At 53.6% G+C, this 23,049-nt stretch carries 24 protein-coding genes; 17 read left to right on the plus strand and 7 right to left on the minus strand.

What is annotated here, in order from left to right:
* From dusA to F1E05_RS17635, 7 genes are read left to right on the plus strand one after another with little or no spacing between them, the layout of a single operon-like run.
* A complete protein-coding gene (gene dusA, locus F1E05_RS17605; protein WP_150050783.1) occupies positions 1-1,026 on the plus strand; it encodes a tRNA dihydrouridine(20/20a) synthase DusA in 1,026 nt (341 codons plus the stop codon).
* A 39-nt stretch (positions 1,027-1,065) separates the two neighbouring features.
* A complete protein-coding gene (folE, locus tag F1E05_RS17610) occupies positions 1,066-1,611 on the plus strand; it encodes a GTP cyclohydrolase I FolE (protein ID WP_150050785.1) in 546 nt (181 codons plus the stop codon).
* A 3-nt stretch (positions 1,612-1,614) separates the two neighbouring features.
* Positions 1,615-2,592 (plus strand): ferrochelatase, encoded by a 978-nt coding sequence (gene hemH, locus F1E05_RS17615; protein ID WP_150050787.1) that lies wholly within the window; start codon positions 1,615-1,617, stop codon positions 2,590-2,592.
* 27 nt (positions 2,593-2,619) lie between these two features.
* Complete coding sequence (locus tag F1E05_RS17620) at positions 2,620-4,218, plus strand: MutS-related protein (protein ID WP_150050789.1); 1,599 nt, start codon at positions 2,620-2,622, stop codon at positions 4,216-4,218.
* Positions 4,215-5,417 (plus strand): formate-dependent phosphoribosylglycinamide formyltransferase, encoded by a 1,203-nt coding sequence (gene purT / locus F1E05_RS17625; RefSeq protein WP_150050791.1) that lies wholly within the window; start codon positions 4,215-4,217, stop codon positions 5,415-5,417. Before F1E05_RS17620 ends, purT begins: the two co-directional genes overlap by 4 nt.
* A 24-nt stretch (positions 5,418-5,441) precedes the next feature.
* Positions 5,442-6,017: a lytic transglycosylase domain-containing protein gene (locus tag F1E05_RS17630; protein ID WP_150050793.1), complete on the plus strand. Its 576-nt coding sequence runs from the start codon at positions 5,442-5,444 to the stop codon at positions 6,015-6,017.
* Between the two features lie 2 nt (positions 6,018-6,019).
* Positions 6,020-6,910 (plus strand): HDOD domain-containing protein, encoded by an 891-nt coding sequence (locus F1E05_RS17635; protein ID WP_150050795.1) that lies wholly within the window; start codon positions 6,020-6,022, stop codon positions 6,908-6,910.
* Here F1E05_RS17635 and F1E05_RS17640 read toward each other — a convergent pair.
* On the minus strand, positions 6,886-7,473 hold the full coding sequence (locus F1E05_RS17640; protein WP_150050797.1) for a Maf family protein: 588 nt from the start codon (positions 7,471-7,473) through the stop codon (positions 6,886-6,888). The two genes, F1E05_RS17635 and F1E05_RS17640, sit on opposite strands and share 25 nt — an antisense overlap.
* Before the next feature lie 59 nt (positions 7,474-7,532).
* On the opposite strand from F1E05_RS17640, the gene F1E05_RS17645 reads away from it, so the two are divergent.
* From F1E05_RS17645 to fabG, 6 genes are all read left to right on the plus strand, one after another.
* Complete coding sequence (locus tag F1E05_RS17645) at positions 7,533-8,051, plus strand: YceD family protein (RefSeq protein WP_150050799.1); 519 nt, start codon at positions 7,533-7,535, stop codon at positions 8,049-8,051.
* A 2-nt stretch (positions 8,052-8,053) separates the two neighbouring features.
* Positions 8,054-8,239, plus strand: a complete 186-nt coding sequence (gene rpmF, locus F1E05_RS17650) for a 50S ribosomal protein L32 (RefSeq protein ID WP_150050801.1) — start codon at positions 8,054-8,056, stop codon at positions 8,237-8,239.
* Positions 8,240-8,418: 179 nt separating this feature from the next.
* Positions 8,419-9,447, plus strand: a complete 1,029-nt coding sequence (gene plsX / locus F1E05_RS17655) for a phosphate acyltransferase PlsX (protein ID WP_150050803.1) — start codon at positions 8,419-8,421, stop codon at positions 9,445-9,447.
* A complete protein-coding gene (locus F1E05_RS17660) occupies positions 9,444-10,412 on the plus strand; it encodes a beta-ketoacyl-ACP synthase III (protein WP_150050805.1) in 969 nt (322 codons plus the stop codon). The genes plsX and F1E05_RS17660 overlap by 4 nt, the downstream gene beginning before the upstream one ends.
* An 8-nt stretch (positions 10,413-10,420) precedes the next feature.
* On the plus strand, positions 10,421-11,374 hold the full coding sequence (gene fabD, locus F1E05_RS17665; protein ID WP_190303334.1) for an ACP S-malonyltransferase: 954 nt from the start codon (positions 10,421-10,423) through the stop codon (positions 11,372-11,374).
* A complete protein-coding gene (fabG, locus tag F1E05_RS17670) occupies positions 11,367-12,095 on the plus strand; it encodes a 3-oxoacyl-ACP reductase FabG (protein ID WP_150050809.1) in 729 nt (242 codons plus the stop codon). The genes fabD and fabG overlap by 8 nt, the downstream gene beginning before the upstream one ends.
* Before the next feature lie 34 nt (positions 12,096-12,129).
* Here the strand turns inward: fabG and F1E05_RS17675 are convergent, their stop codons facing one another.
* Positions 12,130-13,440: an MgtC/SapB family protein gene (locus F1E05_RS17675; RefSeq protein WP_232056696.1), complete on the minus strand. Its 1,311-nt coding sequence runs from the start codon at positions 13,438-13,440 to the stop codon at positions 12,130-12,132.
* A gap of 663 nt (positions 13,441-14,103) precedes the next feature.
* Here F1E05_RS17675 and F1E05_RS17680 point away from each other — a divergent pair.
* From F1E05_RS17680 to F1E05_RS17695, 4 genes are read left to right on the plus strand one after another with little or no spacing between them, the layout of a single operon-like run.
* On the plus strand, positions 14,104-15,273 hold the full coding sequence (locus F1E05_RS17680) for an EAL domain-containing protein (protein ID WP_150050811.1): 1,170 nt from the start codon (positions 14,104-14,106) through the stop codon (positions 15,271-15,273).
* A 28-nt stretch (positions 15,274-15,301) separates the two neighbouring features.
* On the plus strand, positions 15,302-15,760 hold the full coding sequence (locus F1E05_RS17685) for an EVE domain-containing protein (RefSeq protein ID WP_150050813.1): 459 nt from the start codon (positions 15,302-15,304) through the stop codon (positions 15,758-15,760).
* On the plus strand, positions 15,757-16,845 hold the full coding sequence (mutY, locus tag F1E05_RS17690) for an A/G-specific adenine glycosylase (RefSeq protein ID WP_332095523.1): 1,089 nt from the start codon (positions 15,757-15,759) through the stop codon (positions 16,843-16,845). Before F1E05_RS17685 ends, mutY begins: the two co-directional genes overlap by 4 nt.
* Positions 16,838-17,113, plus strand: a complete 276-nt coding sequence (locus F1E05_RS17695; protein ID WP_150050815.1) for an oxidative damage protection protein — start codon at positions 16,838-16,840, stop codon at positions 17,111-17,113. The genes mutY and F1E05_RS17695 overlap by 8 nt, the downstream gene beginning before the upstream one ends.
* Positions 17,114-17,189: 76 nt before the next feature.
* Here F1E05_RS17695 and cysN read toward each other — a convergent pair whose 3' ends face one another.
* The 5 genes from cysN to F1E05_RS17720 form a co-directional block, all read right to left on the minus strand.
* Positions 17,190-18,815, minus strand: coding sequence for a sulfate adenylyltransferase subunit CysN (gene cysN, locus F1E05_RS17700; protein WP_150050817.1), 1,626 nt, complete (start codon positions 18,813-18,815; stop codon positions 17,190-17,192).
* Between the two features lie 34 nt (positions 18,816-18,849).
* A complete protein-coding gene (locus F1E05_RS17705; protein ID WP_150050819.1) occupies positions 18,850-19,383 on the minus strand; it encodes a hypothetical protein in 534 nt (177 codons plus the stop codon).
* 5 nt (positions 19,384-19,388) lie between these two features.
* Positions 19,389-20,402, minus strand: coding sequence for an ATP-binding protein (locus tag F1E05_RS17710; RefSeq protein ID WP_150050821.1), 1,014 nt, complete (start codon positions 20,400-20,402; stop codon positions 19,389-19,391).
* Positions 20,403-20,415: 13 nt separating this feature from the next.
* Positions 20,416-21,324, minus strand: a complete 909-nt coding sequence (cysD, locus tag F1E05_RS17715; RefSeq protein WP_150050823.1) for a sulfate adenylyltransferase subunit CysD — start codon at positions 21,322-21,324, stop codon at positions 20,416-20,418.
* Between the two features lie 177 nt (positions 21,325-21,501).
* A complete protein-coding gene (locus F1E05_RS17720) occupies positions 21,502-23,037 on the minus strand; it encodes a SulP family inorganic anion transporter (RefSeq protein WP_150050825.1) in 1,536 nt (511 codons plus the stop codon).
* Positions 23,038-23,049: the final 12 nt, after the last annotated feature.

Raw genomic sequence — 23,049 nt, forward strand, 5'->3', positions numbered from 1 at the left:
ATGCTCGAACCAATAGACTCAACGGCGGCCGACCTGGCCGCCGCCCCGCAGCCCCATCCCGGCTTGAGCCGACGTTTTTGCGTCGCGCCGATGCTGGATTGGACCGATAGCCACTGCCGTTACTTTTTTCGCTTGCTATCCAAACGCGCCCTGCTATACAGCGAAATGGTCACGACCGGCGCAATTTTGCGCGGCGACGCAGCCAGACACTTACGCTTCAATGCCGAAGAACAACCGGTCGCGCTGCAACTGGGCGGCAGTGATCCCGGCGATTTGGCGGCCTGCGCCCGCATCGGCGCAGAATACGGCTACGCCGAAATCAATCTGAACGTAGGCTGCCCCAGCGACCGGGTGCAGAACGGCCGTTTCGGCGCCTGCCTGATGGCCGAACCCAAGCTAGTGGCCGATTGCGTCGCAGCGATGCATCAGGCGGTGCCGGTTCCGGTCACGGTCAAATCGCGCATCGGCATAGACGACAAAGACTCCTACCCCGAGTTGCTCGACTTTATCGCCACCGTGTCCGCAGCAGGCTGCAACACCTTCATCGTACACGCCCGCAAGGCCTGGTTGAGCGGACTATCGCCGAAACAAAACCGGGAAATTCCTCCGCTGCGCTACGACGTGGTCGCCCAGCTGAAGCGGGATTTTCCGCATCTGGAAATCGTCATCAACGGCGGCATAACGACCCTGCAAACCGCTACAAGTTTGCTCGAAACGGTGGACGGGGTGATGCTGGGCCGCGAGGCCTATCACAATCCCTATATTCTCAGCCAGGTAGACCGGGAGTTGTTCGGCAGCGACAGCCCGATTCCCAGCCGACGCGACGTCGTATTGGCACTGATACCGTACGTGGAACAGCAATTAGCCCAAGGTGCGCGCTTGAACAACATCGCCCGCCACCTGCTCGGCCTGTTTCACGGCGCCAACGGCGCGCGGGCCTGGCGCCGGCATCTCAGCGAACACGCCGCCAAGCCGGGAGCCGACGCGCGGGTACTATTGCGCGCCTTAGAATTTACCGGTGGTTGAGGTATACTCGGGCCATTTTTTGCATCAGGGGGGACGGCAATGGAAGAATATTTCCGCAAAATTATTGAGACTATCGGCGAGGACGTTAACCGGGAAGGTCTGCGCGATACCCCGAAACGGGCGGCCGAAGCCTTCAAATTTTTGAACAACGGCTACGAGAAAAATTTGGACGACGTACTGAACGGCGCCATCTTCGAAGCCGACACCGAAGACATGGTGATCGTCAAGGACATCGAACTGTATTCTTTGTGCGAACACCATTTGTTGCCGTTTATCGGCAAATGCCATATCGGCTATTTGCCGCAAGGCCGGGTACTGGGTTTATCCAAACTGGCCCGCATCGTCGACATGTATGCACGCCGCTTGCAAATCCAGGAACAACTGACTAGACAAATCGCCGACGCGGTGGAAACCTCCATCAACGCCCGCGGAGTGGCGGTTGTGGTCGAAGCCAAGCATTTGTGCATGATGATGCGCGGCGTGGAAAAGCAAAATTCGGTGATGACCACCTCGGTCATGACCGGCATCTTCCGCGAAGAAATTTCCACCCGCTCCGAGTTTTTAAATCTGATCAACCGTAAGTAACGTATGGCTGCAAGCTTAGCGCGCAAAACCGGGGTGCTGCTGGTCAATTTGGGGTCTCCGGCCAGCACCCGCACCCGCGACGTTCGCCAATTTCTGCGCGAATTTTTAGGCGACCCACGGGTAGTCAATCTGCCGCGGCCACTGTGGTGGCTGATATTGAACCTGTTCATCCTGCCGCTGCGACCGCGCAAATCGGCCCATGCTTATCGAGCGATCTGGACCGACAAAGGCTCGCCGCTGCTGGCCTATACCCGGCAACTCAGCGACAAACTCGCCAAGCGCATAGGCGACGAACAGTTGTTGATCGATTGCGCGATGCGCTACGGCAAGCCGGCCTTGGCCGACAAGTTGCAGGAACTCAAACAGCAAGGCGTGCAAAACATCGTGATTGTACCGCTATATCCGCAATACTCCTCCACCACCACCGCAGCGGTTTTCGACGTGGTAGCGGCCGAGTTCTGCAAATGGCGCCACCTACCGTCGTTGCGCTTCGTCAGCGATTACCACCAAACGCCGGCCTATATCAAAGCCGTCGCCGAGTCGATTCGCCAGCATTGGCAAACCCAAGGCCAAGCCGGCTTGCTGCTGATGTCGTTTCACGGATTGCCGGCGGCCTTGACCGAAATGGGCGACCCCTATTTCTATCATTGCCAAACCACTGCGCGTTTGCTGGCGGAAGAATTGCAGTTGACGGATAAACAATGGCGTCTGGTGTTCCAGTCGCGTTTCGGCCGGGCCGAGTGGCTCAAACCGTATTGCGTAGAAGTTTTACAGGAATTGCCCAAACAAGACGTCCGTCAAGTCGACGTGGTTTGCCCCGGCTTCGCGGTCGATTGTCTGGAAACCTTGGAGGAAATCGCCATTACCAACAAAGAACTATTCTTAGCCGCCGGCGGTAAGAGTTACCGCTACATTCCGGCTCTGAACGACAACGACAACCACGTGGAACTCATGGCCGAATTAATATTAGCCGCCGAATAAGAGCGGCCTTTGACACCGGAGGGGAGCATGCAACAAAACGTATTACAAAGCTGGAACGACGACGAATGGCCAGTGGTGCGAAAAAGCCAAGCGCTCCCCACCGGCCAAGGCGTACTCGACCCAAGCGCCTTCAATACCATAGAGGTCGACGAACTGTTCGACCATCTCAACTACGCCGGCACCCTCGCCGGGCAAACCGTGCTGTACCGTTCGCTGACTCAGCCCCCGGCGGACCTGAATGAGATTGTCGCCAAGCAGGCTGCCGTGCGCGAGATCCGCGACAACCCGGCAGTGCGGGAAAACGTGGAAAACATCGTCGCCCAGGCCGCGCCCGGCGAGCACCGTTTGTATTTACTGCTGTTCGGCGAATTTTTAGGCAGTTTCGGCACCGCGCGCGCCGACAACCAAATCGAAGGTTACGGTTACAAGCAATACCGGCGCGGCATCAACTTCGTACTGAATCTGGTCGGTGCCATTCAAAATTCCGGCAAACCGCAATCGCCTTATCTGCAAAGCGTGTTCGACAAAATCGGCCGTTTTGCCGACAGCCACGACTATTCGCTGATGGTGGGCCCGGTCTATAACAGCGAACAAGGCATCCAGAGCAAAGAAGAGCGAAAAGGCAGCTTCGCGCCGGCTACTCTTTTTCGCCCCACCCTGTTCAAACCGCTGTTGCTCGGCCTGATCGCCGCGGCTATTTGGGGGGTATTGAAAATCTTTCCCAGCGACATGTTCCAATTCAGCAAGGACGGCATCTCGGTCGCTTCGGTGTTCTTTTTACCGCTGATGCTGGCCTATATCCCGGTCATCGGCGGCTACGATCGGGACAATTGCATCATCCCGCTACGCGAGCGGTTTCGCCGCTCGGCAGCCTTGGGCGAACTACTGGACGGTTTAGGGCAACTCGACGAACTTCTGGCCTTCATCAAATACGCTGAAAATTACGGCAGCGACACCGTGTTGCCCGAGCTGCACGACGGCGAATCTCACAGCCTGCAATTGACCGAAGCCAAAAACCCGGTATTGGGCAATAAAAACCCGGACTACGTCGGCAACGATTTTGCCATGGACGAGCAGCGCCTGGTCTGCGTAACCGGGCCTAACAGCGGCGGCAAAACCGCGTTTTGCAAAACGGTGACGCAAATTCAATTATTGGCGCAAATCGGCTGCTACGTGCCCGCTAAAGCGGCACGTTTAAGCGTGGCCGACCGGATTTTCTACCAAGCCCCGGAAATCAGCCACCTGGACGACGGCGAAGGCCGCTTCGGTACCGAACTGAAGCGCACCCGGGATATTTTCCTGGCCAGTAGTGCAAAAAGCCTGGTCGTGCTTGACGAAATGGCGGAAGGCACTACTTTTGAAGAGAAAATGCAATCGTCCATCGACGTGTTGGACGGCTTTTACCGCAAAGGCAACTCCACTATCCTGATCACCCACAACCATCAGCTGGTGGACGTATTCGTCAAACGCGGCATCGCCGTTCCCAAACAAGTGGAATTTGCCGACGAACAACCGACCTTCAAACTGATAGACGGTATTTCCAGAATTAGCCACGCCGATCGGGTGGCCAAAAAAATCGGCTTCTCCAAGCAGGACATCGACCAATATTTAGCCCAATCCAGATGAACATAGGCACTCCCAATAGCCCGACCGCCACGAAAGTATTACTGTTGGGCAGCGGCGAACTCGGTAAAGAAATCGCCATTTCGCTGCAACGCTTCGGCGTGGAAGTGATAGCGGTGGATCGCTACCCCGGCGCGCCGGCCATGCAAATCGCCCATCGCAGCCACGTGATCGACATGACCGATCCCGAGGCGGTTAAACGCTTGATCGCCGACGAAAAACCCGCCCTAATCGTCCCCGAGCTCGAGGCTATCGCTACCGATGCGTTAGCCGAAGTCGAAGCGCTGGGCGGTATCACCGTGGTTCCGAATGCGCGCGCCATTCAACTAACGATGAACAGGGAGGGCATACGTCAACTGGCGGCGGAAGAACTGGGCTTGCCGACCTCGAAATACGCCTTCGCGCAAACGTTCGCCCAACTTCAGACCGCTGTCGATGCCGGCATAGGCTATCCTTGTTTCGTCAAGCCGACCATGTCCTCGTCCGGCAAAGGCCAATCCATGGTGAAAAGCCCGGATCAATTGCAAGCGGCCTGGGACTATGCCAAAGCCGGCGGGCGCACCGATACCGGCAAAGTCATCGTCGAAGGCAAAATCGATTTCGAGTTCGAAATCACCTTGTTAACCGTCCGGGCACTGGACCCGGCCGGCAACGTACAAACCTATTTTTGCCAGCCGATAGGCCACGTACAGGAAAACGGCGATTACAGGGAAAGCTGGCAACCGCAGCCCATGAATCCGAAAGCCTTGGCCGCCGCTCAAGCCATTGCCGGCAAGGTCACTCAAGCCTTGGGCGGTTTGGGGCTATTCGGGGTGGAATTGTTCGTGCGTCATGACGAAGTCTGGTTCAGCGAAGTCAGTCCTCGCCCGCACGATACCGGCATGGTCACCATGGTCAGTCAACGGCAAAGCGAATTCGATCTGCACGCCAGGGCTATCTTGGGCTTGCCGGTCTGCACCGATTTGCAAAATGCGGGCGCCAGTGCGGTAATTTTGGGCGGTATCGACGCCGTAGCGCTTCAATATCAAGGCCTGGCCCAAGCGCTGGCGATTGCCGACAGCGAGATACGCCTATTCGGCAAGCCGCAGGCTTTTGCAGCCCGCCGCATGGGGGTTGCCCTGGCGACTGCGGACAACCCGGACGCCGCGCGGCAAAAAGCGCTAAGCGCCGCACACGCCATAAAAATTGTTGCTTTGGAATAACGAGTATCACGGGGAGTACGACGGATGAAATGGCAAAGGGCTCCGTTATTACTACTATTGCTCCCGGCAATTGCGGTTGCCGACATATACAAGCGGGTGGATTCGGACGGTCGCATCTACTATACCGACCGGCCGGAAAAAGGCTTGTACTATCGGCTCATCATCCGCACTCCCCCGAAAACTTACAAACGCGATCTAAAATTCATGTCGGGCAATAAAGCCAAATATAACGACTTGATTGCCCGAGCCGCAGCCAAGCACCAGATGGATCCCAAGCTGCTGCACGCCGTGATTCAAGCCGAATCGGCCTATAACCCGCACGCAGTGTCGTCAGCCGGCGCGGTGGGCTTGATGCAGTTGATGCCGGACACCGCCCGCCGTTACGGGGTGACCGACCGCCACGATGCCGAACAGAATGTAGACGCCGGCACCCGTTATCTGAAGGACTTGTTGGCCATGTTCGACTCCAATCTAAAATTGGCGGTAGCCGGCTATAACGCGGGCGAAGGCGCGGTGATGAAATACCATTATTCCATTCCCCCCTACCCCGAAACTCAAAACTATGTGCAGCACGTGCTGAAACTTTACGGAAAAAGCTAAACGTGAAACCCAGTTCCCCACAAACGCTCGTCGCCACCATCAAGGATTTAGTCACTTTACCCGACATCTATTTTCAGCTTAACGAAATGATGGACGATCCCCGCTTCACCCTGGCGGATATTGGTAGCGTGATCAGCAAAGACCCGGCGTTAACGGCCAGACTGCTTAGAACGGTAAACAGCTCGTTCTACGGCTTCGAATCCCGGATAGACACGATTTCGCGGGCCATAGCCATCATCGGCGTCCAAGAACTTTACAACTTAGTGGTCGCCACCTGCGTGGTGGATAGTTTTCGCAAAATTTCCACCGATTTGGTCGATATGACCTTGTTTTGGATCAGAAGCGTCGAATGCGCCATCGTCACTCGGCTATTGGCCAAACAATGTTCGATTCTTAACGCGGAACGTATGTTTCTGGCCGGATTGCTGCACGACATAGGCTCCTTGGTGATGTACCAAACTATCCCGGAGCTATCCTCGCAAGTATTGGTTACCATACGCCAAGACCGGCGCCTTTTACCCGAGGCGGAACGGCAAATCGTCGGCTTCACCCATGCCGACGTCGGCCGCGAACTGTTGAAATCCTGGAAATTACCGGACTCGCTCTACCAAGTGATAGGCCATTACCGGCAACCGGATTTTGCCGCGGAATTCAGATTGGATGCCAGCTTGGTATATTTAGCCAGTAGGTTGATCGACGACAAGGAATACGGCCGGCATTTCGAAGAAACTCTATTAGAGAGTCCGGCCTTACCGCTGGAAGTTAAAAATCTCAGCATCAGCGGCATACATAGCGCGATGGAACAATTGCCGCTCGAATTTCTGGAAATCTTCGAACAACTGATGCCCAACCGCAAACTGTCGCCACCTCACGGAATCAGCAAACCGCATTGATTCAGTAAAGCGCACAGCTTGATCAACGGCAACCCGACCAAGGCATTCGGGTCGTCGCCGTTTATCCGTTCGAACAAACTAATTCCGTAACCCTCGGATTTGAAGCTGCCGGCGCAGTCGAAGGGCTGTTCAACGGCTAAATATCTGCGAATTTGCTCCGCACTCAGCGGCTTGAAATGCACATAGCAGCTATCCAAATCGGTCAATTGCCGATTCGCTGCAGTATCGAGGACGCACACGGCCGTGTAAAAAGCCACGACTTGCCCGGACTGCCGGGCAAGTTGCTCCGCTGCGACTTCCGCGGTTCCGGGTTTGCCTAGTAACACGCCGTTGCAAACCGCGACTTGATCGGAGCCGATAATTAAACCGCGCCGGTTTGCCGCCGCCGCTTGCGCCTTGGCTATCGACAGTCTTAACGCCAACGCCGGCCCCGTTTCGCCCGGCAAGGCCGTTTCATCCACCTGAACGGCACAACAGGTAAATTCCACATGCAATTTTTGCAATAATACTCGTCGATAAACCGAAGTCGACGCCAAGACAAGCGCCTGCGCGCTCTGATTCATACCCGCCCACCATCTGTTAGTTTGACGCAACAAACGCGAATCTGTATGATTGTACAGTTATGTCAGACAAACTTCCTGAATTTATCGATCCTGTGCTATTTGCCGAACGGCGAAGCATTTTGTCCGGGTCTTTGAAAATAGCCAGTCTCGAACGTTTGTCGAGCGCCGTTTCCGAAAATAGCGGAAATATTCTGGTCGAGTTGCAATTCGACAAACAGGGCAAGTACGCGGTGGTATCGGGCCACATCAAAACCGTGCTGCAACTGGAATGTCAATCGTGCTTGCAACAATTGGAATGGGCAATCGATGCACCGATAAAATTGGCCGTGGTCTCGTCGCTACAAGAAGCCGATCAATTGGAGATCGATTGCGAGCCCTTGCTGTTCAACGGCGAAAAAATTTCGCTCAATGAGTTGATAGAAGACGAAATTTTGCTGACGTTACCCGACTACCCTAAGCACGATTATGACTGCATCGTCCGCCGTCATTCCAAAGATGCGGATTTCGACGATAGCAAACAAGACCAAACCCATAATCCATTTTCAGTTTTAGCCAATCTTAAAAAAACCGGAGAGTAAAAATGGCAGTACAAAAGAGCAAAGTCTCACGCTCCAGACGCGGCCAACGCCGTTCCCACGACGCGTTAACCGCTAGGACGCTTTCTCAAGATCCGTTGACCGGCGAAATGCACCTGCGTCACCACATGACGCCGGACGGATTTTTCAAAGGCCGCCAAATCGTCAACACCCGTAGCGACGACGAATAAAGCGAACCTCTAAGCGCCGAACCGCCATTTCGCATCGGCGCAAGAGTTTCCGCGCGATACGCATCGGAGCCGATCTCCTGCGGGAAGCGGCCGAATGCACATTATGTACATTCATCGTAACGGCACATTGTCAACAATGTGCCTTTTTATTCTTTAACTTCACGGGTTAGGTCCTAAGTGTGAGCTCAACTCTCTCGATTGATGCCATGGGCGGCGACTTCGGTCCCCAAGTGACGATACCGGCATCGCTATCCTGTTTACGAAAAAATCCCCGGCTTAACTTGATCATGGTCGGCGACCAGACGATATTGCAAGAAATGCTGGCGAGCGCTCTGCAAGAATTTCCGGGCAGATTAAGCATCGTGCATGCTTCGCAAGTCGTCGAAATGGACGAAGCGCCGCAAAAAGCCTTAAAGAATAAAAAAGACTCCTCCATGCGAGTGGCGATCAATCTGGTCAAGGACGGTCGCGCCGACGCCTGCGTCAGCGCCGGCAACACCGGCGCCTTGATGGCAACCGCCCGTTTCGTGTTGAAAATGATTCCGGGCATCGAACGTCCGGCCATTATTTCGACACTGCCCTCTACTTTCGGGCATACCCACATGTTGGATTTGGGCGGCAACGTAGATTCCAGCGCCGAACATTTATACCAATTCGCCGTAATGGGCGAAGAAGTGGTCAAGGCCGTCGAAAACATCGAGCGCCCGAGAGTCGGCTTGCTGAACATCGGCGAAGAAGACATGAAAGGCAACGAACAAGTCAAAGCCGCGGCCAAATTGCTGGAAAACTCCAACCTGAATTACATCGGCTATGTCGAAGGCAATTCCATCAATGCCGGCAACGTTAAAGTGGACTTGATCGTAACCGACGGTTTCGTCGGCAACATCGCGCTGAAATCCATAGAAGGCGCCGCAAAAATGATAGGCGTCAAACTCAAAGCGACCTTCGCGCGCAACTGGCTGACCAAACTGGCCGGCTTAATCGCTTACCCGGTGCTGAAGCAATTCAAGGACAGCATAGACCCGCGTCTCTACAACGGCGCCAGTTTCGTCGGCTTGCGCGGCTTAGTCATCAAAAGCCACGGCGGCGCGGACGCCTTGGCGTTCGAGACCGCAATCCATCTCGCCGAGGTGGAGGTTGAAAAAGACGTATTACGCAAAATCAGCGACAAGCTGGAAACCGCACTGGCCCCTAGGGAAACCGCATGACTTGCTGGAGTAAACTCATAGGTACCGGCGGCTACCTGCCCGCCACCGTACGTAGCAACGACGACATCTCGCAAATGGTGGATACCTCCGATGCGTGGATTTACGAACGCACCGGCATCAAAAGCCGCCGTATCGCCGCAGACGACGAAAGCGCCTCGACCATGGCGGAGGCCGCCGCTCGTCAGGCTTTGGCGATGGCGGGCATACAGCCCGAATCGATAGACCTGATTTTGGTGGCGACCGGCACGCCCGACAGAGTCTACCCTAGCACGGCTTGCCTGGTGCAACGACTCTTGGGCGTAAGCAATTGCGCCGCATTCGACATTCAAGCCGCCTGCTCCGGATCAATTTACGCCCTGAGCGTCGCCGACCAATACATACGCGCAGGCACCTACAAACACGTGCTGGTGATAGGCTCCGAAGTCTGTTCCCGTATCGTCGACTGGAGCGATAGAGGCACCTGCATCTTGTTCGGCGACGGTGCCGGCGCCGCAGTACTCGCGGCTTCCGACCAGCCCGGCATTCTGTCGACTCACATCCATTCCGACGGCGGTTACGAAGACTTGCTTTATTGCCCGAATCCGCAAGTCGCGGCAGCTGCAAAACAACACGAACCCGCGTATATCAAAATGCGCGGCAACGAAGTGTTCAAAGTGGCGGTCAATACCTTGGGCCGGATCGTCGACGAAACCTTAGAAGCCAATAATTTACAACACAGCGACATCGACTGGCTGGTGCCCCACCAGGCCAACACCCGCATCATCGCCGCTACCGCTAAAAAGCTCGGCATGTCGATGGAGCAAGTTATTCTTACCTTGGAAAATCAAGGCAACACCTCGTCAGCCTCGGTATTGCTGGCTCTGAACGAAGGCATCAGGGACGGTAGAATCCAACCCGGTCATACGGTGTTGATGGAAGCGTTCGGAGCGGGCTTTACCTGGGGCTCCGCCCTGCTCAAGTATTGAATTGAATGATGAATCAGCAAAACTACAGTCTGGCTTTCGTATTCCCTGGTCAAGGATCGCAATCAATCGGCATGATGTCGGCCTTAGCCGATGCCTTTCCTCAGGTCAAAGAAACCTTCGTCCAAGCCTCGGACGTCTTGGGCTTCGATTTGTGGCAATTGGTCAACGAAGGTCCTGAAGCCGATTTAAATCAAACTCGGAACACTCAACCCGCCATGCTGGCGGCTGGCGTCGCCACCTGGCGGGTTTGGTGCCAACAATCGCCAGTCCGGCCAGGCTGGATGGCGGGACACAGCCTAGGGGAATACACCGCGTTGGTATGTTCCGGGGCTATCGCTTTCGAAGATGCAATTAAACTGGTTGCCGAGCGCGGCCGCTTGATGCAGGAAGCGGTGCCGGCAGGCGTCGGCGCGATGGCGGCTATTTTAGGCTTGCAAGACCACCAAGTCGTCAATGCCTGCGCCGAAGTCGCCCAAGGCGAAGTGGTCGCAGCCGCCAATTTCAATGCGCCCGGCCAAGTGGTCATTGCAGGCCATAGCGCCGCGGTGGATCGGGCCATAGAGGCCATGAAAGCCCTGGGAGCCAAGCGGGCGGTAAAACTACCGGTCAGCGTGCCGTCGCACTGCTTGCTGATGGAGCCGGCTGCAGAAAAACTTGGCGCGCTATTGCAAAGCATAACGATCGTCCCGCCTAGCGTCTCCCTGATACACAACGCCGACGTTAAATCGCACGGGGCGCCGGAAGTCATTCGCGTCGCGCTGACAGAGCAATTGTTCAAACCGGTACGATGGGTGGAAAGCGTGAAGTTCATGCACGAACAAGGCGTCACCGGCTTTGTCGAGTGCGGTCCGGGCAAAGTGTTGATGGGACTTAACAAGCGTATTGCCCCGGACGCCGCGCATTACGGTTTGTTCGATCCTGATTCTTTACAAAAAGTATTGGAGCTAACCAACAATGGATAAGAAACTTGCCATCGTCACGGGCGCCAGCCGTGGCATAGGCCGAGCGATTGCGGAAAGATTGCTGGCCGACGGATTTTTCGTGGTGGGCACAGCCACTTCCGACAGCGGCGCAGACGCTATTTCCGCTTACCTAGGCGATAACGGTAAAGGCTTTAAATTAAACGTTGCCGATGCCACCGACATCGACGTCTTCATCAAAACGGTGGACGAAAGCTACGGTACCCCGGCCGTCCTGGTCAACAATGCCGGCATTACCCGCGACAACTTGCTGATGCGCATGAAGGACGAAGACTGGGACGACATCATCAACACCAATCTGACCTCCATCTTCCGCATGAGCAAGGCGGTGATGCGCGGCATGATGAAAGCCCGTTACGGCCGCATCATCAACATTTCGTCGGTTGTCGGCTCCACCGGCAACGCCGGACAGGCCAACTACGCGGCGGCCAAGGCCGGCATGGTCGGCTTCGCAAAATCCATGGCTAAAGAGATAGGTTCGCGCGGCATTACCGTCAACACCGTGGCCCCGGGTTTCATCGATACCGACATGACTAAAGAATTGCCGGAAGAAGTCAAGAAAAATCTGCTTTCCGCTATAGCAGTCGGCCGTCTCGGCCAACCGGAAGAAATCGCTCACGCGGTCAGCTTCCTGGCATCCGAGCAAGCGTCCTACATTACCGGCGAAACACTGCACGTCAACGGCGGCATGTACATGCCTTAAGGCTTTCGCCGAACACTACGGGCACGGACGCCCGCTACTGCACCGCCAAAACCAACCCCGCCAATCCCAAGCTCAACACTGAAATCCCGCCGACCAGGCTGGCCAACCGGCTATCGCCCAGCACCCAAGTCAACGTGACTTTAAACCCGGTGTTGCTGATCACCGCCAACAAAATCGCGTAAGCGGCAGTTTGCGTCTGCATCGTAGATTTGCCCATTTGCGCCAGCGACAAGGTTATCGCATCCACATCGGCAATACCGGAAATCGCCGCCAGTACATAAGTACCCATGTCGCCGAAATAATCCCGCATCCATTGAGTCAGTAACATAACGGCCAACAGCAAGGCACCGAATTTCAAAGCCGTACCCAATTGAAACGGATTTTCCAGCTTAAATGCCTGTTGCTCTCGATAATCCGCCGCCGAACGCCATAGCAGGAATGCCGCCAGATAGGTGGACACGCTCATCAAGACCAATGCCGGCCACAAACACTGAAACAAGGCTTTATTGAACAACCACGACAGTAAAACGATACGGGCCGGCATGGTCGCGCAAGCGGTCAAAATACCGGCCGCCAGCGCGTTATGCAAGCCCGGTAGCTGCACAGCCAGACGCGACAGATTCAAGGTCACCACGGTGGAAGAAACCAATCCTCCGCAAATCCCGGTCAATAGCGGGCCGTGCCTATCGCCGGCGATGCGTATCGCAAAATACCCCAAATACGAAATCGCGGCGATCAGCACCACCATCCACCAGATTTGGTAAAGGTTTACCGGCGCCCAAGACACGATGTCCCGGTTCGGCAATACCGGCAACACTACCACGGAAATCAACAACAGCTTTAATGTGGCGTGTACTTCCTCTTGGTCCAGCCGGCTTATCCAATCGTGCAATAGCGGCTTATAACCTAGCAACGAGGTCACCACGACTGCCGCGGCCACCGCCAACATACTATGTCCGCTTAAGGTCAACGCCCCCAGCGAAAAGGTCAACAAGGAGGCTACGCTGCCGGTAATGCTCAAGTCTGCGAAGCGTTTTACCCCGCCGCGGTAGGCGACCAGCAAAATCAAAGACAAACTCAAAAACACCAGCCCCAGTAACAAAGGGCCCAATTGCTGCGCGATCAGCGCCCACACCCCGCCCAACAGCCCCAACAAACCGTGAGTACGCAATCCGGCCACCCGCATGCCTTCGGCCTTGTCGCGCATCTGCCAGCCCCGTTCCAAGCCTATCAACAAACCGATCGCCAACGCGATGCCCAGTGCTTTGAAATTCGATAAATCGGCCAAATGCATGCCGCCCGTTACCGTAGGTACCGCTACCGATTCAACGGGATTACCGCTCATTTAAATTCTCCACCGTAATTACTGGCCAAGCCGATTTCCGGTGAAAACACACCAGCCTAACCGGTCTTTTTATCCATCTACTGCAGCTAGGAAATGCTTGCAGCACGCCGCAGTGCCTCTCGTTTTTAAGCTTGCTCGGGGCACAAAATTCCGGCACCGTTCCGATATGTTTATTGTTGAAAATCGCCTAAAACCGTAAGGATGTACCGCACAGGATAGTATCGAAATCTGCAAAGCTGTCGTTGGAATCACCCCTTTCAATTGCCCAAGCGCCACGTAACGGTCATAACGCGGCTATATCGCCCGGTAAATCAAAACCTATCAGTGGGATGAGCGCCTTCGATAAGGTTCACGGCACACAAACACCTGCTTATTCGATCGACCCAGCCGCATCAAAAAATCGGACGCGATTCAACCGGAAAAAAGCAATTACCTATTGCCTCCCCGGCTATTGCAACGGCTAGGCCATTAGAGCATATAATCCGCGCGATACCCTCCCATAGCAATAACCGAATTACCACTATGCACAGCATATTCTCAACACGCCGACTCGTGAGCGGCAAGCCGGCAACAGTCATGCACGGCCTGATTTCGCATTTCGATCTTCCTTACCGCCACTCCCCAAGTTTCGCGCCGCAGCATTAAAGGACACTCTCGCCGACAATGGACTCACAACTCGACTTATTCCCGCATTTTCAACCCATTATCAGCGTCGCCAACGGCAAAATCATCGGTTACGAGGCTTTAGCTCGACAGCGCAACGCGCAGAACAAAATCGTATCGGCCGGCGCGCTGTTTTCTTCGCCGGATTTAGACGCCAAACAACGTACCGAGCTGGACCGTCAAGTGCGCTGGAAAGCCCTGCAAAAGTTCGCCGAATTGGACAACAGCACTTATTTGGCCATCAATATTTCCTCGGCCTGGATCAACAACCTGAGGCAATTGAACGCCTCGCCCACCCTAAAAATGCTGGAAGAACTGAATATCGACCGGCAGCGGATTATCGTGGAAATCACCGAGGAACATGTCGATTTGCATAAGCTGAAAGAACTGGTACGCCGCTACCGAGACCAAGGGCTCAGAGTCGCGTTGGACGATTTCGGCAGCGGCGCCGCGCAATTGCAACGCGTCACCACCCTACACCCCGACATCATCAAAATCGACATGCGCTTGTTCAAACAAGCCAGCAAGGGCGGCATTGCCGGAGAACTGGTGAACAGCTTGACCCGGCTAGGAAAACGCACCGGCTGTCAAATCATTTGCGAAGGGGTGGAAACTGACGAAGAATTTCTATTCGGTTTGAACTGCGGCGCGCAATTCGTGCAAGGGCATTTATTCTCTCCGGCCAGTGCGGAATTCAAACCTTCCAATTTGTTCGAGCAGCACATCGTGTCCTTGCGCGGCAAATTTTTGAAAAATACCTTAAGCAAACTGAAACAAGAATTCAGCGCCATCAACGCTACCAAACAGCTGATTTACCGCTTGGCCGACGCGCTGCAAGGCGATTTCAACCTGAACGAATTGGCCAGCTGGAATTTTACCCAAAGCGGCGTCGTGCGCTTTTTCTTATGCGACAACCAAGGCAACCAACTTTCCCCCGACTTTAATTTCCAACAGGACAAATGGTTCACCAACCCACGCAAAATCGGCTACAACTGGTCATGGCGCCCTTATTTTTATCAACTGTTGGCTTTGGAAACCATTGGGGATAACCATCGCATCGTCACTTCGGAGCGTTACCGCGACTTCGGTAGCGAGCTTTTGTGCAAAACCCTATCGTTACGCCTGGATGCGGACCGTATTTTATTGGTCGACATCGTAGCCAACGACTAAATTCCTCGCAAACATGACAGGTATCGCCGTGAACTATTGGTTAATGAAATCCGAACCGGACGCGTTCGGCATAGACGACTTGCAGCAACGCCCCAAACAAACCGAACATTGGGACGGGGTGCGAAATTATCAGGCCCGCAACATGATGCGCGATCAAATGAAAGTGGGCGACCCCATCTTTTTTTATCACTCCAACTGCGATTTGCCGGGCATCGTCGGTATCGCCGAGGTAGCCCGGGAAAGTTATCCCGATTTCACCGCCTTCGACCCCGACAGCAAATATTTCGATCCGAAAAGCAATGCGGACAACCCCACTTGGTTTATGGTCGACGTCCGTTTCGTCCGCAAACTCGCGCGCACGATCAGCTTGCAGGAATTGAAACCCTATCCGGAACTGGCAGACTTGGCGCTAGTAAGGCGCGGCAACCGCCTGTCCATCATGCCCGTCACCCAACCGCAGTGGGAATTCATCCTGAGTTTGGAATGAGCGCAGCTTTACAGCGCCCGTTACCGACCATGAGCCCGGAAGAATTTCAACTGCGTTTGCTGGCTTGGTTCGACATGCACGGCCGCAAAGACTTGCCGTGGCAGCAAGACATCAACCCCTACCGGGTTTGGGTGTCCGAAATCATGTTGCAGCAAACCCAGGTAAGCAGCGTCATCGGCTATTACCGGCGTTTCATGGAACGTTTTCCCAATATCGCCGCATTGGCCGCCGCCGATACCGACCATGTTCTGCAGTATTGGGCAGGACTAGGTTATTACGCCCGGGCACGCAACTTACACAAAACAGCAAAAGCAATCGCCGCAAACGGTGGCGCCTTTCCGACCGGCATAGAGGAACTGAGTGCTCTGCCCGGCATAGGCCGCTCGACGGCCGGCGCAATCTTGAGTATCGCTTGCGGACAATCCCAGCCCATTTTGGACGGCAACGTCAAACGCGTGTTGAGTCGCTTTCACGCCGTCCCCGGCTGGCCGGGCAACAGCAAAGTCGCCGCACAACTATGGGAAATCGCCGGACGCTATACGCCGGACCGGCGCTGCGGCGCTTACACCCAAGCAATGATGGACTTGGGCGCCACACTCTGTACCCGTAGCAAACCGCAATGCAAGCGCTGTCCGGTTGCCACGGGCTGCGCAGCCTATCACGCAAACGCGGTAGCGGATTACCCGGCCGCCAAACCGCGCAAAATCCTACCGGTAAAACGCAGCTACTTATTGGTATTACTCGATCGCCGGCAGCGTACCTTGCTGCTCAAGCGCCCGCCGGCCGGCATTTGGGGGGGCTTGTGGAGCTTGCCCGAATTCGACGATCTGGACCGGTTGACCGCTTGGGCCGGGCCGCACGGCGTAGATAGGCAACGCATTCGCTTGCTCCCCGAAAACCGGCACAGCTTTTCTCACTACCATCTGGATTACACCCCCGTCGTCGCTCAGGCACAAAACCCTACTGATGCTGTGATGGAAGCAAATCAAGCGCTCTGGTATAAATTCGCCGACTTCGATACGCTCGGACTACCGGCGCCTATCAAGCGCCTGTTAACACAACTGAAAGAGGACTACTATGGCTAGAATGGTTAAATGCGTAAAACTGGGTATGGAAGCGGAAGGCTTGGAGGCCCCGCCGTTTCCCGGCCCTAAAGGTCAGCGCATTTTCGAACAGGTTTCCAAGCAGGCCTGGAAAGATTGGCTGGCGATGCAAACCATGATTATCAACGAACAGCGGCTGGCCAGTTTCGACCCGATGACCAAGAAAATCCTAGAAGTCGAACGGGAAAAATTTCTGTTCTCCGGCGGCTTCGAAATGCCGGAAGGCTACGTACAGCCCAAGGCTGAATAAGCCTTGCTTAAAACCGTGACCTCAAACAAAAAGCCGGCATGTCGCCGGCTTTTTTATATTCCTATCGAAAATTCCCTTAGCGGATCAAACTGCGATTTTTCAGTGCTGCATAGATTTCGTCGACGCTGTATTCGCTGCAATCGAAAGCCACCTCGTATTGCGCCGGTTTTGCTTGCACGCAAATACACAGCAAGCCGGCATTTTTGACTGCGGTTACCAATTCGTCGCTCACAGTTTCCAGAATGGTGGCCGCGTGACCGGTATCGAACAACTTTCGCTCCAAGCGATAGGCTGCGTCCTGGGCCGCCGCGCCGCTTAACACGATGGCGCCGGCGGTTTGGCCGAAACGGGTGGCCCGCTCTTCCGCGCTAACCGGCGACCAATCTTCTGCACTGGCATCGCCGGCTATCATACCGGCGCCGACGGTAATGTTGGTCAAGCGGTCGATTACAATGAACGAACCGGTGGCTTTGTTCAATTTATAGGGGTCAAATACTACAGGGGCATTGACTGCCACCGTGCAATAGCCGATTTCGTTCAACTTCAATTCGTTGGCGTCGTGGTGCTCCAAGGTGTTCACATCGATGCGGTGATGAATCATCGAAATCGATCCGGACACGCTACGGCTAGCCAATTTCAGCAGATATTGCCGTCCGGGCGTCATCGGCTGTTCGGTCATCCACACGATGGTTGCCTTGAATTTATCCGCCACGCTAGGCGCGGCTTGGTGTTTGCCGACGATGACGTCGCCGCGGCTAATGTCGATTTCGTCGGTCAGAGTCAGCGTGACCGCCATGGCGGCAAAGGCCTCCGGCAATTCGCCGTCGAAAGTCACAATGGATTTGACATGGCTGGTTTTGCCGGACGGCAGCGCAGTCACTTCGTCGCCTTGCCGAAACACGCCGGACGCCACGGTACCGCAAAAACCGCGAAAATCCAGATTCGGCCGGTTCACGTATTGCACCGGGAAGCGGGCATCGGCGAAATTGTGGTCGTTGCCGATTTCTATGGTATTCAGCAATTCCATCATCGGCTTGCCGTTATACCAGGGCATGTTGTCGCTGGGGTTTACCACATTGTCGCCATCCAACGCCGACATCGGGATGAAATAAATATCGTGCAAATCCAAGGATTGTACGAAAGCCAGGTAATCGGCCTTGATGTGATTGAAGGTTGCTTCGCTATACGCCACCAAATCCATTTTATTGACCGCGACGATGATGTGCTTGATGCCCAGCAGCGAAGCAATGAAGCTGTGGCGTTTGGTTTGGGTTTGCACGCCGTAACGGGCGTCGATCAGAATCACCGCCAAATCGCAGGTCGAGGCGCCGGTGGCCATGTTGCGGGTGTACTGCTCGTGGCCCGGGGTGTCGGCGATGATGAATTTGCGGGTCGAAGTCGAGAAATAACGGTAGGCCACGTCAATGGTAATGCCTTGCTCGCGCTCGGCCTGCAAGCCGTCGACCAGCAGGGCCAAGTCGATCTTGCCGGCGCCGGTGGTGCCGGATTTGACGCTGTCGGCCGCGACGGCGGCCAATTGGTCTTCGTAAATCATCTTGGAGTCGTGCAACAAGCGGCCTATCAAGGTGCTCTTGCCGTCGTCGACGTTGCCGCAGGTCAAAAAGCGCAGTAGCTCTTTACGTTCGTGTTGCGCCAGGTAGGCGTTGATGTCGGTAGCGATGAGGTCGGATTGGTGGGACATTTAAGGATTCCTAAAATATTTGTCGAAGTAGATTTCAATTGGCTAATTGGTGTCGTATGGCTTCTGCTTCATTAAAAACTTTGATTGCCGTTGGCGATATGTTCCAAATTTTCATCAATGGCTTAAGTGCGGGTCTAAGACTATCAAGCACAGGGCGCAACCAAGCATCCTCACTTGTTTTTATTACTAAAATAAATTCAAAATCGATGTTTTGAAGTGAAAACTTTTTGAATTGATTAGGCAACTCGCTGAAGCCAGATGAATGCCGATTTAAATAATAGGAAACAAAAAGGTGCAGGCTATTGCTTAGCTTTGACTTTATGTCGCCAATATATTTATCAAAGTCCTCTGTATTGCCAGGCTTAGGCGATGATGTCTTTGCTTCTATTATGGAAATATAATTCCTACTTTTTTCAGACTTGATTAATAAAAACTCTGCTATAGCTATGCCTTCACCTTTATTTGAACTCTTGTTGAGTTCCAATAATGCAGGGCTTTTTTCTATAAAAAACACATGATCCTCTGAAAAAGGCCCAAATGACATGCCTGATTCTAATATAGTTATCATGACTATCAGGCTGGCAGGCTTATTTCTTCTTTAAACAACCGCGTTGCTTCATCAATAATAGGATTGTCTGGAAAATCCTTCAACAAATCCGATTGAACCCAACCTTCTTGGTTTGATAGAACCGGGATTGAAATTTTTTGTTGTTGAGCTATTAGAAATAACTTTTTGACAACAAAATAAGAATGGCTGGCTATAAAGAATTGGATGCCTCGACTAGCAAGGGCAGAGACAATATCCAGCAAAATCGAAATAGCTTTGGGATGAAGTGCTGATTCAGGCTCATCAATGAAAACTATAGAACGATCTGACAAATAGCGGTTTCCTAATAAAGTATCCAGTATGGCTATTTTTTTGCTACCTTCGGCTGTAACTCCAATTGAAAACCTCTGGTTACCTTTCTTAAATTGCCAACGACTCGATGGTTGGTCGTATTCTACCTTGCCACCAAACATATCCTCTAAAGACTTCCTAGACTGCGAAAACTCCTTGGAGTTTCCACCTTTTCTCGGCACTTGGCTTAGAGCTTTTGCCAAATCATAGTAAGTATCATCAAATCCATAAGCATTATCTTGTTCACGAGACTTAATTATTATGTTATGAATTGATAGAACTTCCTTTGCAGGCAAAAAAATAGAATTGCTATCTCCTCTTGGAGCTACATGATTCTCAAGCCTAGGAATAGCCTTTGTAGTATCTTTTCCAAATGTGTAAGAAAAATCCTTGTCATCAACGGTAAACTTAAAGTCAAGAGGTTGATCTGAGTTTTTAGAAACCAAATCACCAATTCTGTTATCTGGCTGAAAAGTCCAGTATAGCTTGGAAGCCAAAATCTCCGATGCAGAGCGAGGTTCATTACCCCTTTTGTATTCTTCCAAAGTTCGTATTGCGGTATAAAGGGACTTTAATAGACAAGTTTTACCCGCGCTATTACCACCAATAACCAAGTTAACTCTTCCCAAATTGGACCAGCTTAAATCATCAATTGGACCAAAATTTTTAAGCTCTACACTATTAATCATTAGACGCCTAACTCTAAAAGTAACCCTCGCGCTTCTTCTGCTCCATCGATCCGGCCTGGTCGTGGTCGATCAAGCGACCTTGACGCTCGGACGTGGTAGTCAGCAACATTTCCTGAATGATTTCCGGCAAGGTGGTCGCGGTGGATTCGACCGCGCCGGTCAGCGGGTAGCAGCCCAAGGTACGGAAACGCACCATTTTCATTTCAATTTTATCGTCAGGCCCAAGCGGCATGCGGTCGTCGTCGACCATGATCAGCATGCCGTCCTTGTTGACGACCGGGCGTTCCTTGGCGAAATACAACGGTACGATAGGGATGTTTTCCAGGTGGATGTATTGCCAGATGTCCAATTCGGTCCAGTTGGACAGCGGGAAGACGCGGATGGACTCGCCCTTGTCGATCTTGCCGTTGTAGATGTTCCACAGCTCCGGCCGTTGATTTTTCGGATCCCAGCGGTGGTTTTTGTCGCGGAACGAGTAAACCCGTTCCTTGGCGCGGGATTTTTCCTCGTCGCGGCGGGCACCGCCGAAGGCCGCGTCGAATTGATATTTGTTTAGGGCTTGCTTTAAGGAATCGGTTTTCATCACGTCGGTGTGTTTCTTACTGCCGTGGGTAAAGGGCCCTATACCCTGGGCGACACCTTCTTCATTAATGTGCACCATCAAATCCCAACCCAGGTCTTTCGCCATCCGGTCGCGGAATTCGATCATTTCGCGGAATTTCCAGGTGGTATCCACGTGCAACAGCGGAAACGGCGGCTTGCCGGGAAAAAACGCCTTGCGGGTCAAGTGCAGCATCACTGCCGAATCCTTGCCGATGGAATACAGCATCACCGGCTTTTCGAATTCCGCAGCGACCTCGCGAATGATGTGAATACTTTCGGCTTCGAGTTGCTTTAGATGGGTCAGTTTATAATCGGTCATGAACGCTTCCGGAACAAAAGGCCTTAGGGCCTCAGAAAAATACAGGTATTTTAAAGGCAAAAGCAAAGTCGATGCCACGGGCAATAGTGCAACCTTCACAGCCTAGCTCAAGCGCGAATACCTAGCCACCGGTTTAAAGCCTTACAGCGCGCCCGGCCAAGCAAATATGCCGCCCGGCTAAGGGACTACGCAATAAGGATTGAACCCTTGAGTTTCCACTTGAATTCCACGATCCGGCGCGGCCAATAGAAAATCGGAAATGGTTTCCAGTATGTCTTGATCGATAAACAGGGCTTTGCTGCCGTCTATCAACAATTCGCAGTCGTTCGGGATCTCGCTCAAATGCTGCCGCAGCACCGCTTTATTCAGAAACGAAACATCTTTATGCAGGCGCAACAAGCAATGGTTGCCGTGTATCGTCAATGTCATCGCCTCGTGGAAATTAGTACGCAGCACAAAATAGATGCCGATGCACATGCCTATCGCAATCCCCACCAATAAGTCGGTCAATAAAATTGCCGTTACGGTAATCGCGAACGGTAAAAACTGATTCCAACCGCGCCGATAAAACTCTATAAATAATGCAGGTTTGGCTAATTTATAGCCGGTTTGCAGCAGGATTGCCGCCAAACACGCCAACGGAATTTGATTCAGAAACTCGGCAAAAAAAATCACGCTGACGAACAGCAACACCCCATGGAAAAAACTGGACCAGCGGGTACAGCCGCCGGCATTGATGTTGGCGGAACTACGCACGATCACTGCGGTAATCGGCAAGCCGCCCATTAAGCCGCAGATCATGTTGCCCAAACCCTGGGCTTTCAGTTCGCGGTTAGTCGGCGCCACGCGTTTAAAGGGGTCCAGCTTGTCTACCGCTTCGATACTTAACAAGGTTTCCAAACTGGCAATGATGGCCAGCGTGAAGGCAATGCTGTAGACCTTGGGCTCCAGCCATTGACTAAAATCGGGTAATTGCAACTGATTGATAAAGTTGGTGGCGCTGCCCAATTCCGGCAAGGTTACCAAATGCTTGTCTTGAATCGCCCATTCCGGTGCCGTTTGTAAGGCCCAGGCGTTATAAGCCACGCCCCAAACCACCGCCAACAGCGGGCCGGGGATGAGCTTCAGCCAAGCGATTTGTTTAATCCGACGGCTTTCCCATAGCACCAGTATCAACAAGGCGATCAGACTGACTACGGTAGCGCCCGGCGAGACGCCTTCCAACGCTTCTACCAGCTCCGAAAAGCTGGAGGCGGCGGTTTCCTGCATATAACTTTCGTCGCCATCGAAGCTGGTATCGTAACCGGTTGCGTGCGGGATTTGCTTGATGATCAAAATCAAGCCTATCGCCGCCAACATGCCTTTAATCACCGCAGACGGAAAAAACGCCCCTATCAAGCCGGCTTTCAAATAGCCTAAAGCGAGCTGCAAAACGCCCGCCATGAACAAGCTGAGCAAAAACGCCCCGTAGCCGCCTAGCGTCTCGATGGCATTGAACACGATAACCGTCAATCCCGCCGCCGGTCCGGACACACTAAGCTGCGAGCCGCTGGCCCAGGACACCACGATGCCGCCGACAATGCCGGCAATCACCCCGGCAAACAGCGGCGCTCCGGACGCCAGGGCAATCCCCAAACATAGCGGCAAAGCCACCAGGAACACCACAATACTGGCGGGAAGATCTTGACGCCAATGTTTAATTTTCCGATCCATTACACATCCCCG

Origin of the sequence: Methylomonas rhizoryzae, assembly GCF_008632455.1 — a bacterium.
GTDB lineage: Bacteria > Pseudomonadota > Gammaproteobacteria > Methylococcales > Methylomonadaceae > Methylomonas > Methylomonas rhizoryzae.

Excerpts from the sequence above, each read along its gene's own strand:
- F1E05_RS17695 (WP_150050815.1), top strand. The coding sequence starts at position 16,838 with ATGGCTAGAATGGTTAAATGCGTAAAACTGGGTATGGAAGCGGAAGGC.
- cysD (WP_150050823.1), bottom strand. The coding sequence starts at position 21,324 with ATGACCGATTATAAACTGACCCATCTAAAGCAACTCGAAGCCGAAAGT.
- F1E05_RS17620 (WP_150050789.1), top strand. The coding sequence starts at position 2,620 with ATGCAACAAAACGTATTACAAAGCTGGAACGACGACGAATGGCCAGTG.
- purT (WP_150050791.1), top strand. The coding sequence starts at position 4,215 with ATGAACATAGGCACTCCCAATAGCCCGACCGCCACGAAAGTATTACTG.
- F1E05_RS17645 (WP_150050799.1), top strand. The coding sequence starts at position 7,533 with ATGTCAGACAAACTTCCTGAATTTATCGATCCTGTGCTATTTGCCGAA.
- fabD (WP_190303334.1), top strand. The coding sequence starts at position 10,421 with ATGAATCAGCAAAACTACAGTCTGGCTTTCGTATTCCCTGGTCAAGGA.
- F1E05_RS17660 (WP_150050805.1), top strand. The coding sequence starts at position 9,444 with ATGACTTGCTGGAGTAAACTCATAGGTACCGGCGGCTACCTGCCCGCC.
- F1E05_RS17675 (WP_232056696.1), bottom strand. The coding sequence starts at position 13,440 with ATGAGCGGTAATCCCGTTGAATCGGTAGCGGTACCTACGGTAACGGGC.
- F1E05_RS17710 (WP_150050821.1), bottom strand. The coding sequence starts at position 20,402 with ATGATTAATAGTGTAGAGCTTAAAAATTTTGGTCCAATTGATGATTTA.
- dusA (WP_150050783.1), top strand. The coding sequence starts at position 1 with ATGCTCGAACCAATAGACTCAACGGCGGCCGACCTGGCCGCCGCCCCG.
- folE (WP_150050785.1), top strand. The coding sequence starts at position 1,066 with ATGGAAGAATATTTCCGCAAAATTATTGAGACTATCGGCGAGGACGTT.
- F1E05_RS17630 (WP_150050793.1), top strand. The coding sequence starts at position 5,442 with ATGAAATGGCAAAGGGCTCCGTTATTACTACTATTGCTCCCGGCAATT.
- F1E05_RS17680 (WP_150050811.1), top strand. The coding sequence starts at position 14,104 with ATGGACTCACAACTCGACTTATTCCCGCATTTTCAACCCATTATCAGC.
- F1E05_RS17705 (WP_150050819.1), bottom strand. The coding sequence starts at position 19,383 with ATGATAACTATATTAGAATCAGGCATGTCATTTGGGCCTTTTTCAGAG.
- rpmF (WP_150050801.1), top strand. The coding sequence starts at position 8,054 with ATGGCAGTACAAAAGAGCAAAGTCTCACGCTCCAGACGCGGCCAACGC.
- fabG (WP_150050809.1), top strand. The coding sequence starts at position 11,367 with ATGGATAAGAAACTTGCCATCGTCACGGGCGCCAGCCGTGGCATAGGC.
- F1E05_RS17640 (WP_150050797.1), bottom strand. The coding sequence starts at position 7,473 with ATGAATCAGAGCGCGCAGGCGCTTGTCTTGGCGTCGACTTCGGTTTAT.
- hemH (WP_150050787.1), top strand. The coding sequence starts at position 1,615 with ATGGCTGCAAGCTTAGCGCGCAAAACCGGGGTGCTGCTGGTCAATTTG.
- mutY (WP_332095523.1), top strand. The coding sequence starts at position 15,757 with ATGAGCGCAGCTTTACAGCGCCCGTTACCGACCATGAGCCCGGAAGAA.
- cysN (WP_150050817.1), bottom strand. The coding sequence starts at position 18,815 with ATGTCCCACCAATCCGACCTCATCGCTACCGACATCAACGCCTACCTG.
- F1E05_RS17720 (WP_150050825.1), bottom strand. The coding sequence starts at position 23,037 with ATGGATCGGAAAATTAAACATTGGCGTCAAGATCTTCCCGCCAGTATT.